The sequence below is a fragment of the Streptomyces sp. NBC_00096 genome (assembly GCF_045041305.1).
Lineage (GTDB): Bacteria > Actinomycetota > Actinomycetes > Streptomycetales > Streptomycetaceae > Streptomyces.
Genome location: NZ_CP108221.1, coordinates 6,640,843 through 6,654,715 on the forward strand (window position 1 = coordinate 6,640,843; position 13,873 = coordinate 6,654,715).

At 71.3% G+C, this 13,873-nt stretch carries 12 protein-coding genes and 1 pseudogene; 6 read left to right on the plus strand and 7 right to left on the minus strand.

From position 1 onward, the window contains the following. Positions 1-124: 124 nt before the first annotated feature. Positions 125-795: pseudogene (locus OG904_RS29485) on the plus strand (NAD(P)-binding domain-containing protein); the annotation flags it as partial. Positions 796-861: 66 nt separating this feature from the next. On the opposite strand, the gene acpP reads toward OG904_RS29485, so the two are convergent. Then, positions 862-1,104, minus strand: coding sequence for an acyl carrier protein (gene acpP / locus OG904_RS29490; RefSeq protein WP_405496125.1), 243 nt, complete (start codon positions 1,102-1,104; stop codon positions 862-864). A gap of 584 nt (positions 1,105-1,688) precedes the next feature. Between acpP and OG904_RS29495 the strand changes: the two genes are divergently transcribed. Continuing rightward, complete coding sequence (locus OG904_RS29495) at positions 1,689-2,834, plus strand: DegT/DnrJ/EryC1/StrS family aminotransferase (RefSeq protein WP_405496127.1); 1,146 nt, start codon at positions 1,689-1,691, stop codon at positions 2,832-2,834. 127 nt (positions 2,835-2,961) lie between these two features. Here the strand turns inward: OG904_RS29495 and OG904_RS29500 are convergent, their stop codons facing one another. Next, positions 2,962-3,282, minus strand: coding sequence for a hypothetical protein (locus tag OG904_RS29500; RefSeq protein ID WP_405496129.1), 321 nt, complete (start codon positions 3,280-3,282; stop codon positions 2,962-2,964). A 255-nt stretch (positions 3,283-3,537) separates the two neighbouring features. Between OG904_RS29500 and uppS the strand changes: the two genes are divergently transcribed. Further along, positions 3,538-4,272: a polyprenyl diphosphate synthase gene (gene uppS, locus OG904_RS29505; RefSeq protein ID WP_405496131.1), complete on the plus strand. Its 735-nt coding sequence runs from the start codon at positions 3,538-3,540 to the stop codon at positions 4,270-4,272. Between the two features lie 95 nt (positions 4,273-4,367). Further along, the gene (locus OG904_RS29510; protein ID WP_405498353.1) at positions 4,368-4,979 is read left to right on the plus strand and encodes a hypothetical protein; all 612 of its coding nucleotides are present in this window, start codon (positions 4,368-4,370) and stop codon (positions 4,977-4,979) included. 150 nt (positions 4,980-5,129) lie between these two features. Here the strand turns inward: OG904_RS29510 and OG904_RS29515 are convergent, their stop codons facing one another. Continuing rightward, complete coding sequence (locus OG904_RS29515) at positions 5,130-6,596, minus strand: NAD(P)/FAD-dependent oxidoreductase (protein ID WP_405496133.1); 1,467 nt, start codon at positions 6,594-6,596, stop codon at positions 5,130-5,132. 339 nt (positions 6,597-6,935) lie between these two features. Here OG904_RS29515 and OG904_RS29520 point away from each other — a divergent pair, with 339 nt between their 5' ends. Beyond that, positions 6,936-7,610, plus strand: coding sequence for a hypothetical protein (locus OG904_RS29520; protein ID WP_405496135.1), 675 nt, complete (start codon positions 6,936-6,938; stop codon positions 7,608-7,610). Positions 7,611-7,907: 297 nt separating this feature from the next. Then, positions 7,908-8,642: a hypothetical protein gene (locus OG904_RS29525; protein WP_405496137.1), complete on the plus strand. Its 735-nt coding sequence runs from the start codon at positions 7,908-7,910 to the stop codon at positions 8,640-8,642. 95 nt (positions 8,643-8,737) lie between these two features. Here OG904_RS29525 and OG904_RS29530 read toward each other — a convergent pair whose 3' ends face one another. From OG904_RS29530 to OG904_RS29545, 4 genes are all read right to left on the minus strand, one after another. Further along, a complete protein-coding gene (locus OG904_RS29530) occupies positions 8,738-9,400 on the minus strand; it encodes a pyridoxamine 5'-phosphate oxidase family protein (RefSeq protein WP_405496139.1) in 663 nt (220 codons plus the stop codon). A 117-nt stretch (positions 9,401-9,517) separates the two neighbouring features. Continuing rightward, a complete protein-coding gene (locus OG904_RS29535; protein WP_405496141.1) occupies positions 9,518-11,317 on the minus strand; it encodes an FUSC family protein in 1,800 nt (599 codons plus the stop codon). Next, a complete protein-coding gene (gene trpS, locus OG904_RS29540; RefSeq protein ID WP_405496143.1) occupies positions 11,317-12,399 on the minus strand; it encodes a tryptophan--tRNA ligase in 1,083 nt (360 codons plus the stop codon). Before trpS ends, OG904_RS29535 begins: the two co-directional genes overlap by 1 nt. A 276-nt stretch (positions 12,400-12,675) precedes the next feature. Next, positions 12,676-13,812, minus strand: a complete 1,137-nt coding sequence (locus OG904_RS29545; protein WP_405496145.1) for an MFS transporter — start codon at positions 13,810-13,812, stop codon at positions 12,676-12,678. Positions 13,813-13,873: the final 61 nt, after the last annotated feature.

Below are 13,873 nucleotides of genomic sequence, written 5' to 3' on the forward strand. Positions count from 1 at the left end.
AGACGTCCAGGCATACCAGACCCTACTGACAGTCCAACTCCGCTGCTCGAGAGAGACTTTCGGCACCGAGAGCGTGTTGTCGGCCGTTGATGGTCGACCGCACCCCGTGCCGGTGTCACCAAACGAGCTGCCGGCCCAGCGCGGCGTGTGGGTCGAAGCCGTCCACCGCGACATCGAGTTCCTCCGCATCGAGAGTGACTCAGGCGGCTGGCAAGCTCGCGCGGTCATCAGCGCGACCGGGACCTGGACCCGCCCGTTCATCCCTGCTGTCCCCGGTCGCCGGGAGCTCTCCGGACACCAGCTCCACACGGTGCAGTACAAGAGCCCGGCCGAGTTTGCCGGCCAGAGGGTGATCGTGATCGGCGGAGGCAATTCCGTTGCCCAGATCGCCGCAGACCTCGCCTCTCCGGCCGACCTGACCTGGCTCACCCAGCGTCCGCCCCGCTAACTTGCCGACGACATCGACGTCCGGGCCCCCTAGACGCCGCCACCGCCCGCCGCCGTGCCCTGGAAGTCGGCCGCAGCGACACCGGTGGCGTGTCCTCCCTCGGCGACATCGTCGCCATACCCCCGGTCCGCGAAGCCCGCGACGCCGGGCTGCTTTCCGCGAAGCCCATGCTCAGCCACCTCACCGAGGAAAGCGTCGCCTGGGCAGACGGCAGGCGCGCGCCAGCCGGCGCGATCACCTGGTGTACCGGCTTCCGCCCCGGTCTCGCGCACTTCGCCTCGCTGTGCCTGCGCGGGACCCGCGGCCACATCGCCACGACCGGAACCCGCGCCTGCGTCAGTCCACAACGTACCCAGGTCAAGGGCCGGATGGCCGAAGGGGCGCGGTTCCGTCGGCGGCTCAGGCGGCCTTGCCTATGCGGACGCCTTGTGGGAGTTGACGTAGTCGATCGCCGACTGGACGGTGGTGATCTTTTCACCCTCCTCGTCGGGGATCTCCGTCTCGAACTCCTCTTCGAGGGCCATGTGGATCTCGGTCACGTCCTGTTCGCTCGCCCCAAGGTCGTCCACGAAGGACTTCATGTTCGTGACGTCGTCCACTGGGACGTTGAGCTGCTCGGAGACAAGCTTCTTTACGCGCTCTTCAATTGTGCTCATGCCGTGGCTCCTTGGTGGTTGGCTGCGTGTGGGTGCCCGAACGCTCGGGCAACCCGATCATGCTGCACCCAGGCCCGTGCCGTGCAGAAGCCGTACGGAGTAGCCCTGAAGGAGTGAGCGCAGGGTGCGGATGGAGAGGGTTTTTCCAGGGTCGGATTCGGTTGTTGGTGAGGCGCCCGTCGAAGGCCTGGAAGGCTCGCTTCCAGCGGGTGGTCCGGCGTTTGCGGCAGGCGCGAGTGGTGCCGAGGGAGATCACCGCGAGGTAGACGCCCTTCATGGCGGCTCTCTCGGAGGGGAAGTGGCCGCAGGCTGTCCCCCCGGCGGATGCGGGGCGGTCAGGGAATCGCACCCGATCCGACGGGACCTCGGCATCGAAGTGCAGGAACTGCGGCGTTCTCGGTCCACGCGTGCTCCCACAGACCACCGCGGTCACCCGGCCGTCCTGTTGTTGGGCGGGCGTGCTCCCGAAAGCCCCGGTATGCGCTCCTCCAGGGGAGTGAACGCGGTGCGTTGGCGTAAGTCGGCCGTGGCCGACTTGGATCAAGAAACGCTTTTGCACGTCGCCACACAGATCGGATCCGCCCATGAGGGTCAGCACCACGTTGCCCGACCGTACCGCCGTCGTCACGATCCCGGCCGAGGGCCATGGCCGCCGGGTGGCCGCCCTGCGGGAGACGATCCACCAGATCACCGACGCGGTGATCGACACCGGGAAGTTCCACTACGGGCCGCAGACCGAGCGGCTCGAGGACACCCTGTCGCACGTCTGGGGCGGTCATGCGGTGGCCACGACGTCCTGCACGCAGGCGCTGGTGCTGGCGCTTGAAGCGGCCGGGACGCGGCCGGGGGACGAGGTGATCGTGCCGGCCGCCACGTTCGCCGCGACCGCTTTCGCGGTGGCCGGCCTCGGGGCCGTGCCGGTGATCGTGGATGTCACCGAATCCACCCTCACGCTGTGCCCGAAAGCGATGGAAGCCGCGGTCACCGACCGCACCCGGGCGGTGATCCCGGTACACCTGCACGGGCACATGGCCGACATGCCCGCGATCAACCAGGTCGCCGCCCGGCACGGCTTGGCCGTCATTGAGGACTGCGCCCAGGCCCCCGGTGCCAGCCTGCAGGGCAGGGCCGCGGGGACGTGGGGGGACTTTGGCTGCTTCTCGTTCTGGGTGGGAAAGAACATCGGTGGCCTCGACGACGCCGGAGCGATCCTCACCACCACCCCCGAGCGCGCCGGGCAGCTGCGCCAGCTGACCGACATGGGGCGCGACCGCGGCGAGCGCCATCTGCATCACGTACGCGGTCACCGGGCCCGGCTGGGAGAGGTCAACGCCGGGATCCTCACCGCAGAGCTGGGTCTGCTGCCGTCGTGGACCGAGCGCCGCAACACCATCGCCCGCCGGTACACGGCCGCCTTCGCCGAACTGCCCGTCGAGACGCCGGTGGTCCAGGACGGGCACGTCCACGCCTTCTACAAGTACGCGCTCGGCTGCGAGGACATCGCCGCCCTCACCGACCACCTCGCGAACGCGGGCATCGAAGCCGAGCGGGTCTACCCCTACCTCCTGCCCGACCAGCCCGCCTTCGAGAAGATCGCCCACCGCAGCCATGTCACCGAACGGTCGGACGCGGCCACCGGGCGGCTGTGCCTTCCGGCTTACCCGGAGCTCACCGACGCCGAGGTCGACCACGTCATCGCCGCAGTGATCGCCTTCTACACGGGCAGCTGAACCTCCCCCGGAGGCCTGCGGCGGTACCGGTCCCCGAGTGCGGCCGCGGCATGGCCCGGAAAGGGAACACTGCGCAAGAGCCTGCCCCCCTTGCGCAGTGCCGCTGGATAGTCGGCCCTGGAAGCCGTTACGGCATCACACCGTTCTCGGCGGCGGACTCGTCGCCGCTGGAGACGTTGTCTGCCAGGAGGAGCGGCAGGTCGTCGAATCGAATCGTCGGGGCCTGCCCGCCCGTTGCCCTGGTGCGTGCCGTGGCGGCGGGCCGGGCGGTGGGGATCCTGAGCGTGCCGTGCGCATGGAGCCAGGCGGCTACCGTGCGCCGCGCGAACACCGAGTTCGCCGGGATGCCGTCCGTCGAGGCCGGTATGCCCGGCAGGCTCCTGCGGCAGGACGTGACGGACGCGTCGGTCACCCGGGCGCCCTCGGCCGAGGGTAGGGGGATCCTCACGCATCCACAGCTGCGTTCGCCCATTGCCGCGAGGCAGCGCATTCACACGTGTGGATGAAGATCACGCGCCCTGTCGCGTGCTTCTCCCTACTGCCCCTGTCCCTTCAGCACAGTTGGCGGTATGACCCGATCCAGCTTCCGTAGCACCGGGTCCCGGGAGCAGCGATTCCGTGGTCCCACGAGGTGCCGTGTCCTCCTTGTTCGTGGGCCTGTTCCCTTTTTTGCCTTTTCCGTTGCCTTTGGTTGGGAGCCGCCATGACCGAACCGTCCGTACTCACTGCCTCTGTGCGACCGGGGGTGCCGGCGCATGTCGCTCTCGTTCTCGACGGGAATCGACGCTGGGCTGCCCAGCGTGGTCTCAGCGTGCCCGAGGGGCACCGCTACGGCATCGGGAAGATCCCTGATGTCCTGCAGTGGTGCGAGGAGGAAGGGGTCGCCATGGTGACGCAGTGGATCCTGTCCATCAGGAACCTGCAGCGCAGCCCCCAGGAACTGGCCGGTCTCTACGAGTCGTTCATCAGCCTGTGCGAGCGTCTCGCCGAGGCGCGGCGCTGGCGGGTCCGGGTGATCGGAGCCCTGGAGTTGTTGCCCGCGCCGGTCGCGGCCGCGTTCGAGGACGTGCAGCGGCGCACCGAGCGGGTGGAAGGGGTGCAGGCCAATATCGCTGTGGCCTACGACGGCCGGCGGGAGATCGTCGCCGCGGCCCGGTCCCTGGCGGAAAAGTTCCGCGACCGGGGGCCACAGGAGTCGGCCGGGGACCTGTCCTGGTGGGAGGGGGAGTTCGCATCCCACCTGGGCACGGCCGGGCTCGCGGACCCGGACCTGGTGATCCGCACCTCGGGCGAACAGCGTCTGTCGGGGTATCTGACCTGGCAGACAACGCAGTCGGAGCTGTACTTCTGCGAGCGGCTGTGGCCCGACTTCACCCGCGAAGACCTGCGCCAGGCGCTGGACAGTTACGCCTCGCGACAGCGACGGCTGGGACTGTAGGCCCGACGACGATGCTGCAGAGGAAGAAGGACATGACCGCCACACCGTCTGACGGCCCCGTGCTTGCCGACACACACGAACACCAGCACCGACACCTGCCGGACGGGCAGCCCCGCCTTGAGGGGGGTGGGCGTGCGGACCGCACGACGGTGGCCCGGACCGTCACGGACGTACTGCAGCCGCGCAACGTCCTGCTCGCCGGCATGCCGGGCATCGGGCTGGCCGCCGCCGGGAACTGGAGCGGTATTCCCTGGGGGCTGCTCGGAGCCCTGTGCGCCGGGATCATTCCCGCGGCCTACATCCAGTGGGAGCGCAAGCGCGGCACGTGGGAGGACCGAAACATCGTCGACCGCACGAAGCGGCCCCCGATCTTCCTGGTCATCCTGGCTTCCATCGGCCTCGGCTCGATCGTCATGATCCTCGGCCACGCCCCCACCGGGATCCTCCTGGCGATGGTCGCCCTGTGGGCCATGACGGTCGTCCTGCTGGCCGTGAACCACGTCTGGAAGATCAGCGTCGACAGCGCGGTCGCCTCCGCGATCCCCGCGATGCTCGCAGTGACCCACTCCCCGTGGTGGCTCCTCGCCTACGGCCTCACCCTCGCCGTGTGCTGGTCCCGCGTCGCCCTGACCTACCACAGCATCGCCCAGACCGCCGCCGGCGCCGGCGTCGGAGCCACCACCGCAGCCGCATTCCTCCTGACCTGACACCAGCCCATCACCCCCTCTCAGTTCGCCCGGGCCGGGCGGCTGGACCTTGACCCCGCCGCCCTCGGGCCGGTGTGGCCACGACCATGCCCGGCGCGGAACGGCGGAACGCTGCGGCCGTGCCGTCGGACGCAGGGGTCTGGCGTCGGCCTACCCGAAATGGGCGCTGTGGCGGTCGAGGTGGGCGGCGGCCAGTTCCGCGAGAGCCGGCCCGCTCTCCTCGTAGGCCAGGGGGGCAAGGTCCGGAGGCGGGACGTACCCGTCGGGCATGGCCGCGTACGCGCTCTCCATGAGGACCTGGTACGAGTCGGCCAGCATCCGGGGCCACGCCCCGGTCAGGGGCGGGCGCATGCGGGCTTCGGCCGCGAGTGCCCCGTGGTGTATTGCGGCCTCGGTGGCCGCCTCCTTGGCGGTGAGATCCGTGATCAGCGGGCGGGAAGGTGTGAATGCGGCGAGCGGCCCGGGCAGGGCCGCGGCGGTGTCAGTGGGGGCCAGGAGGGCGTCGGCCAGGGCGGTCGCGATGAGGGGGGAGAGATGGAGTCCGTCGCGGTGGGTGCCCGAGGCCACCCACAGGCCGTCTTTGGGGGTGGGGCCGATGACGGGGTGCCCGTCCAGGGCGATGGGCCGGTTGCCGTGATGGGCGCGCACGACAGCGGCTGTGGCCAGACGGTGGTCGAGCTGGCCGAGCGCGGCATCGAGGAGAAAGCGCAAGGCTCCGGCCGTGGGACGGGGGACCGGGGTCAGGCTGGGATGGGCGCTGGCGCCGATGTAGCGGGACCCGTCTGCCTGCGGGACGGTGTGCAGCCCGCAGGCGTAGGCCCGGTTCGGGGTGCGGATCACCGCGGGAAGGGGTTCCTGCCCGGTGACGGTCAGGGCGGTCCCGGCCGCGGCCAGGACCGGTACCACCGGCAGGTGCGGGTCCACGGCTTGGAGGACCGGGGTGGTCCAGGCGCCGGCCGCCACCACTACGCGCGGGGCGCGGAAGGCGCCGGCGGGGGTATCGAGGAGGTAGCCGTCGGCAGGCGGGGCAGTGAGGGTGCCGGCCGGTGTGCGGGTCACGTTCGGGAGAGCGGCCAGGGCGGCGTCCAGGGTGGTCAGCCAGGCCCGGGCGTCGAGGAAGCCCTCCTCGGGGAGGTACCAGGCGCGCAGGGCACGGTCGTTGTCCAGCGGATGATGCCCGGGGATGTCCGACGGGACCGTCGCACGACACCTGAGCCTGTGCTCGGCCGCAGCCCGGCTGATCGCGGTGAAGGAGGCGTCGTCCAGAGCCGAGGAGGCTGCGTTCAGGATGACGAACGTGCCGGAGCCGTATCCGTCCCCCGGCGGGGCACCGGTGCCCGCGCGGGCGCGTACCTGCTGCCGCCAAATCGGCCACCGGGCGGCTGCCGTGACCGCAAGTTCGGTGCGCAACCGCCCGTGCCGGGTCCGTGTGGCCAGATCGGTGACCTCGCCGAGAGCGCCGAGCATCGCGCCCGCCGCACGCGATGCCCCCGAGCCGCCGGCCGCGCCGGCCAGTACGACCCGCACGGACGGCTCCGCCGCGGCCAGTGCAAACGCGATCGAACGGCCCACCACCCCGGCCCCGACCACCAGCACGTCCACACCCCGCACCGCCACGACCACCCCATCCCGTCGCCTCGGTCCCGCGGCCGTCGCGCCGCTGCCGCCCCGGGCCAACCCCGCCATCCAGCCACCGCTCCGACCCAAGATCAAGACCACTCCAGGCCACCCTGCAGCGGGACATCTCAGGTCTTGCCGGCAGCCCGCACGCCACGCGGCCCGCCACCTGACACCTGGCCGCGACAGCTGGTTTCGGGGGCCGGCCTGCTGGGCCTTTCCCGGGCAGCGGTTCGCCCGGCGGACCGATCGGAGACGACCCGGTCAGTCCGGCGGGCGGACGCATCCAGATGGTCGAGGCCGGGTTTGTCCCTTCCGGGCCTGAGGGATGCATCGGCCGTGTTCTCGTTGCCCGTATCCCCGCGCTGGACATCCCTGCGCCGGCAGTTCACCGCCGACGGCTACCTCCCCCTGCCCCAGCTCATCAGCCCCGCCGGACTCACCGAGCTCGGAAACGAAGCCGGACGGCTCGAGGCGGACGCCGTGCGGCGGGACTTCCGCATGCCGTGCATGGACGACAGCCCCCGCCACATGACCACCCTCGGCGGAGACCACATCGCCCGCACCTCACCCCTCATCACACAGACCTACCAAGACCAGGGTGTGATGCGGCTGCTCTCCTCGCTCCTGGACGAGACCGTCGTCGCCGTCCACGAACCCGTCGAGCGCCACGTCCTCAACGTCCTGCACCGGCCCGGCGACACCCACGGCGCACACACCGACGACTACCCCCTCGCCCTGGTCCTCTTCCTCGAAGCCCCACCCCGCCCCACCGACGGCGGACTCCTCGAATTCCACCCAGGCCGCAGTGATCTCGCCGCCCTCGACGCACCTGGCACCCGGCGTGTGCACCACCAGCCGGCCGACGGATACCTCCTGCGCAGCGACCTCACCGCCCACCGAGTCACCCCACTCGAACGCCCGGGGGTACGGCGTACCGTCCTCAACTTCGCCTACACCACACCCGACCGCCAAGGCCCGACCACCACCTCCGCCTCCCTCCTCTACGACTGAGCGCGGCGCGCGGCACGACGAACCCGCCTGGGGCTCGCCTCCACCCGTCCGGCCAGCCCCCGGCGCAGCTCTGCATACGTTGACCGGGCAGCTGGCGGACGTGCGGCCTGGGCTTGGACAGGCCCGCTGCATGGGCTGCCAGGGCAGGCGGGGGTTGGAGCGTCTGGCATACAGGGTGTCCCTCATTCGGAGGTGAGGAGACGTTTCCCCTGTTGGGGGCGGCACACCGCGCGGGACATGATCCCGGCGCCCCGCACACCCGGGGCCTTCTCTCTTGCTCCCCGGAGGTGTCCGTCCGTGGTCCTTGTCATCGTCGTAGCCGTACTCGCCCTGCTCGCCGGCCTCGCCGCCAACCGCTACCTGCGCCCGCGGCTCCTCAACGAGGACGACGACACCGGCATGGCCGTGAAGGATCTGGTCGGGCCGCTGCTCACGCTAACCGTGCTACTGCTCGCCTTCGTCCTGGTCACCGCCAACGGCTCCTACGGCAAGGCCGAGGTCGCCGCGCGCGGCGAAGCCCGCGCCGTCGACCAGCTCGTCGAATCCGCCGAGTACGCACCCGCGGCGCAGCGGGCCGAGGTCCAGGCGGACGCGGTCTGCTACGCGCGTGCCGTACGCACCCAGGAGTGGCCCGCGATGGCCGACGGGCACGGCTCGGCGGCGCCCAGCGTGTGGTCCACCGATCTCCGCCGGGTCTTCCGTGAGGTGGAGGGCAAGCCGGTCTTTGGCATGCTCATCGCCGCTGACAACAAGCGGTCCGAGGAGCGGGAGGAACGGCTCACGCAGGCGACGGCCAGCATCCCTGGCGTCATCCTGTGGTTCCTCCTCGCCACCCTGGCCATCACCGTGATCGCCCTCGGCGTCTGTCTGCCCCGCCGCAACAACCGCGGCCAGCTCATCACCCTCGTCGTGATCACCGCGCTGCTGACGACGGCGCTTGACGACCTGCTTGACGGCCGAGAGTCCCCGACGGCGGACTTCAGGGCGGCCAGGGCGTTCAGGGCGCACTGGCGGGCGGCTTCCGTGGCCTAGGAGGCCACGGGCGTGGCGATCGTCGGCAGGGCGTGGCCGGCTTCGGCCAGTCGTTCCTCGGGAGTGCTCATGAAGGGTTCTCCGTCCGGGGGTGGTCAGTTCTGGCGGAAGCGGTGGATGGACGGGTCGTAGTGGGGGGCGGGGAAGCGGTCGCCGGTGATCGCGTCGGGGACGGGGGTGCCGGGGGTGGTGGTCAGCGGGATCCAGCCCGCCCAGGATTCGACGTGGTCGTCCTTGGGTTCGTCCCGGGCGAAGCCCTCGCGGACCTTCATCGAGAACTCCGTGATCGGCATGGTCAGGCAGGCCGTGTACCGGGCTTCCTCGACGTTGGGGCGTCGGGCGGCATGCGGGCCGGACAGCCGGCCCGGGATGACGCTCTCCACGACGTCGGCGAGGGCGTCGGCGCGTTCCTGCTCGTCCTCGATCGCCGTGGCGGTCCCGAAGATCATGGCGGAGCGGTAGGCCGCCGAGTGGTGGGAGGAGGCTCTGCCCAGGATCACGCCGTCGATCAGGGTCGCGGTCACGCACAGCGGCGCGCCGGACGCGGCGGTGGTGATGAATCGGCCGAACGCGGATCCGTGCAGGAGCAGTTGGTCGCCCACCCGCATGTGGAGGGTGGGGATGACCACCGGGCCGAGATCGGTGTTGAAACCGACATGGACAGCGAGGGCCTCGTCGAGGATCGCGTAGACCGCGTCCCGTTCGTAGGTGACCCGCTCGGGATACCGATTCGCAGTAGTACGCTCTGTGGCCGACATCTGTGCAAATGTACGGTGTTGGTCATGGTGGCTCGGGTTGAGACGCCGCTGAATACCTCCATTGGCCCCAGCGCTGTCGACGACAAGGGCCTGGCTCAGTGGCTGGTGCGAGGTGGGTCAGCGCGGGCTGCGCACTCGGCGGGGCCGGTGTTCTCGCAGCCGCTCGGCTCGTCGGCGCAGCTCCGCGGACAGGTCTCGGGTCATCTCCTGAGTCGCCGGCGGAGTGCTGTGCTGCCCCGTGGCGGCCAGGCTGGTGAGGCGGGTGATCGCGGCGTCCGCGTAGGCGAGGTCGTCCTGCCGCGCTTGGAGGGTGTGGTGGTGGCGCGGGTCGGTGCGTAGACGGATCAGTTCGTTACGGACGGCGGCGAGGTCGCCGTGGATGCGCCGGCGCAGGGTGTGGAGAGTTGCGGCATCACTGTCGTGTTCCAGTGTGTCGGCGTAGGCGGCGATGGTCTCGTGGGCGGTCGCCAGCCGGTGGTCCACTCTGGCGCGGGTGTCCTCGGGCCACAGCAGGTAGCCGACGACGAAGGCGATGGCGCAGCCGATCACGGTGTCGAGCAGGCGTGCTTGGGGGACGGTGGAGCCTGTTTGGCCGAGCGGGTCGGCGAGCAGCAGCATGACCGGGGTGAGGAAGAGGGTCTGCAGGGCGTAGTTGCGGCGGGCGTACGCCTGGAGAAGGCCGGTCAGGACGACGGTGGCGGCGATGCGCCACCAGCCCGCGGGGCAGATGGCGATGACGGCCAGCCCGATCAGGACTCCGGCGATGGTCCCGGCGGCGCGGGTCACCAGCCGGGCCGGCACGGTGCCCAGACCGGGCCGCACCACCAGGGCGACGGTCAGGACCAGCCAGCCGGAGTGCGGCAGGCCGCTGAACGAGGCGACCGCCTGGGCGGTTGCCAGGCATGCCGTCAGGCGCAGGGCGTAGCGCCGGGCCACCGGGTCGCCGATGCGTGCGGCCAGTGCTTCGGTGAGGCGGCGCACGGGCGTGGGGTGCATCGGGAGGATGGGCGTCCGGTCGGCCGGCTCTTGGTCCGGCTCGGCGAGTGCGGTGACGGCGGCGTGCAGGGCGCGCCAGGCCGGTTCCTGCGGGGCGGGCGGCCGAGTGACCGGCACCGTACCGGCATCCGCCTCGACGGCGTCGGCGACCTGGCGCACCACGTCGGCGTACGCCGGCGGGGCATCCATGGCAGGGGCTGCTGCGATGACCTCGACGAGCGAGTCCAGTCGGCCGGCCAGACGGGCCGTGCTACCGCCCGGGCGCGGTGGGGAGAGGCGGCGGACGATCACGGTGTCGTAGGCGGCGTCCATGGCCTCGGTCACCTGGTGGCGGCATTCGATCCAGGTGTCCCCGGTGGCGTCGAGGAGGTCGGCGACGCTGCGCAGCGCCCCTGCGACGGCCCGCCGTTCTGCTCTCCCGGGATGGCGCAGTGCGTCGGCCAGGGAGAGGAGCATCAGCGGGATGCCGCCGAGCAGGAACAGCAGGGGTACCTGCCACCAGGGCGGGGCGGTGGGCAGCCCGAGGCCCATGGCGGTCGCGAGCAGCAGGACCAGCGCGGTCATGTCGCTGATCCGGCCCACCGTCGACATCAGCCCCGAGACCAGGGCAACCAACGCGACCAACAGGATCTGCGCCCACGCCTGTCCGTCGGTGAGCCGGCCCAGGGCGAGTCCGATCGCGCCGCCGAGCTGGGGCAGGAGCAGGGTGAGGGCGCGGGTGCGCCAGGGGGCGGAGGAATCGTCGACCGCCGCGCCGTAGGCGCCGAGAGCGGCCGCCGCTCCCAGGTCGGGCCGGCCGGCCGCCTGGCCCAGAGCCAGCGGCACCAGCATGCCCACAACGCCACGTGCCACCAGGGTGCGGTCCATCGGGACGGCCCGGATCCGGACGGTGTGCCGCAGCCACTCCGGGACGCGGGTCATCAGTAGAGGGTCCCCATCGCGGTGCGGACCTCGGCGAGGGTGGTCTCGGCAACCGCGTTCGCGCGCTCGTTGCCGCGCCGCAGGACGTCCCGTACGTGGCCGCGGTCGGCCGCGAGCTCCGTACGGCGGGCCCGCAGCGGGGCGAAGTGGTCGTTGACGGCCTCGGTGACGACCTTCTTCAGCTGGGCGGCGCCGCCGTCGCCGATCTCCTCCGCGACCGTCTGCGGGTCGCGGCCCTGGCACAGTGCGGCGAGCAGGACGAGGCTGGAGACCTCGGGGCGGGTGGCCGGGTCGTAGGTGATGCGGCGGACCGCGTCGGTCTTGGCGCCCTTCAGCAGCCGGGCGGTCTCGTCGGCGGTGGCCGACAGGGTGATCGCGTTGCCCCGGGACTTGCTCATCTTGGTGCCGTCCTTGCCGAGCAGCAGCGGGGCGGCCGACAGCAGGGCCTCGGGCTCGGGGAAGACCGGCCCGGTCGCCCCGTAGCGCTCGTTGAAACGGCGGGCGATGGTGCGGGTGACCTCCAGGTGCGGGAGCTGGTCCTGCCCCACGGGCACCACCCCGGCCTTGCAGAAGAGGATGTCGGCGGCCTGGTGCACCGGGTAGGTGAACATCAGCCCGCTCACCGAGGCCTGCCGGGAGTGCGCGATCTCGTCCTTGACGGTCGGGTTGCGGCGCAGTTCCGCGACCGACACCAGGGAGAGGAAGGGCAGCAGCAGCTGGTTGAGGGCGGGCAGCGCGCTGTGCGCGAAGACCGTGGAGCGTTCGGGGTCGATCCCGGCGGCCAGGTAGTCGAGCACGAGCTCCTCGACGTGCTCGCCGAGGCGGTCGGCCACGTCCCGGTCGGTGAGCACCTGGTAGTCGGCCACGATCACGAAGGTGTCCACGCCCAGGTCCTGGAGCCGTACCCGGCCCTGCAGCGTCCCGAAGTAGTGCCCCAGGTGCAGCCGCCCGGTCGGCCGGTCCCCGGTCAGTACCCTGAACCGCCCCGGATCCGCGCCGATCCGCTCCTCCAGCTCGGCGCTGCGCCGACGCGCCGCCGACAGGTCGGGGGCCGGGGGCGGCGCCGGGTCGTTCGTGCTCATGGATGTCTCCTGTTCGTCTTCGTAGCGGGCGGGCACCGGGGGCCGGACGCCCGCGTCGGATGCAGATCGGACGGCCCCAGGTCCAGACGTCCACAAAGTCACTATCTTCGCCGCTATGAGATGGATAGCGTCGATTGGCGCGAGGTAACTGATCTGCGGCACGCGACCGCGTGAGGGGCCTGGGCAGGAGCGCCCCATCGGGGGATTTCCCTGCGGGGGCACCGGCGTTCGGGGCGGCCGGTGCGGTGGGCGCCGCGTGTGTACGTCGGTGTGGGGTCATCCGCCGGCGGGCGGCGGCGAGGGCGGTGTCCGGCGGGCGGGGAAGCCGTGTGCTCGTGCGGTGATCACGACGGCCAGTGCCAGGGCCAGGAGAGCCAGGGTGGTCCACGGGAAGGAAGCGGGGCCGACGGCGCCCAGGAGGATGCCGCCGATCGCACCGCCGCCGGCGATGGACGAATTGCAGACGGTGACGAATAGGGCCTGCCCCCGGTCTCCTCCCGCGTCGGTGACCGCGGTCTGCAGCAGGGTGGCGACCCCGCCCCAGCCCAGCCCCCACAGCACCATCGCCCCGTAGACCATCACGAGGCTCCCGGCCGAGGTGATCAGCACGACGGACGCGGTCAGGAACAGCACCGTGGCGGTGGCGGTCAGGGTCCGCAGCTGGCGATCGACCAGAGCGCCCGTGACGAAGACGCTGGCCATGGAGGCGAGTCCGAAGACCAGCAGCACGCTCTCGCGGGAGCCGCCCAGGCCGCGGGCATCGAGGAAAGCGGCGATGTAGGTGTAGAGGACGTTGTGGGCCAGCACGTAGACGGCGGTCACCAGCAGGACGGCCGCCACTCCCGGAAGGCGCAGGGCGCACAGGACGGGTTGCCTGTTTCCGGGGAGCTGCCCCGGGGCGTCGGGGACCGCTGTGCCGATCCACCCCAGCAGGACGAGGGCGATCAGGGTCACCAGGGCGAACGTCGGCCGCCAGCCGATCAGGCCTCCGAGGAGCGTGCCCAGGGGGATGCCCAGGGAGAGTGCGAGCGGAATGCCCGCCAGGGTGACGGCGATCGCCCGGCCCTGGAGGTGGGATGGTGCCAGGCGGCGTGCGTAGCCGACCAGTTCGGCCCAGACCGCAGCGGCTGCGATGCCCGCGAGGACCCTGAACATCAGAGTGATCGGGTAACTGGAGGAGATCGCCGTGACCGTGTTGGCGACGGCGAACACGCTCACGGCCGACAGGAGCAGCCGCTTGCGCCTCCAGGACGCCGTCGCCTTGGCCAGGGGAATGGCCGCGAGGCCGGTGGCGATCGCGTAGACCGTGATCGCCTGGCCCATCGCGGGTTCGCCGACCGACAGGTCGCGGGCCATTTCCGGCAGGACGCCCGCGGGCAGCGCCTCGGTCAACAGCGTGATGAACGCCGCCATGGACAGCGCCAGCAGCGGCGGAAGAGGCAGCTTCCCACCCCCTCCCGCATGCCGCGCGAGC

Excerpts from the sequence above, each read along its gene's own strand:
- OG904_RS29530 (WP_405496139.1), bottom strand. The coding sequence starts at position 9,400 with ATGTCGGCCACAGAGCGTACTACTGCGAATCGGTATCCCGAGCGGGTC.
- OG904_RS29495 (WP_405496127.1), top strand. The coding sequence starts at position 1,689 with ATGAGGGTCAGCACCACGTTGCCCGACCGTACCGCCGTCGTCACGATC.
- OG904_RS29535 (WP_405496141.1), bottom strand. The coding sequence starts at position 11,317 with ATGACCCGCGTCCCGGAGTGGCTGCGGCACACCGTCCGGATCCGGGCC.
- OG904_RS29545 (WP_405496145.1), bottom strand. The coding sequence starts at position 13,812 with ATGGCGGCGTTCATCACGCTGTTGACCGAGGCGCTGCCCGCGGGCGTC.
- uppS (WP_405496131.1), top strand. The coding sequence starts at position 3,538 with ATGACCGAACCGTCCGTACTCACTGCCTCTGTGCGACCGGGGGTGCCG.
- trpS (WP_405496143.1), bottom strand. The coding sequence starts at position 12,399 with ATGAGCACGAACGACCCGGCGCCGCCCCCGGCCCCCGACCTGTCGGCG.
- acpP (WP_405496125.1), bottom strand. The coding sequence starts at position 1,104 with ATGAGCACAATTGAAGAGCGCGTAAAGAAGCTTGTCTCCGAGCAGCTC.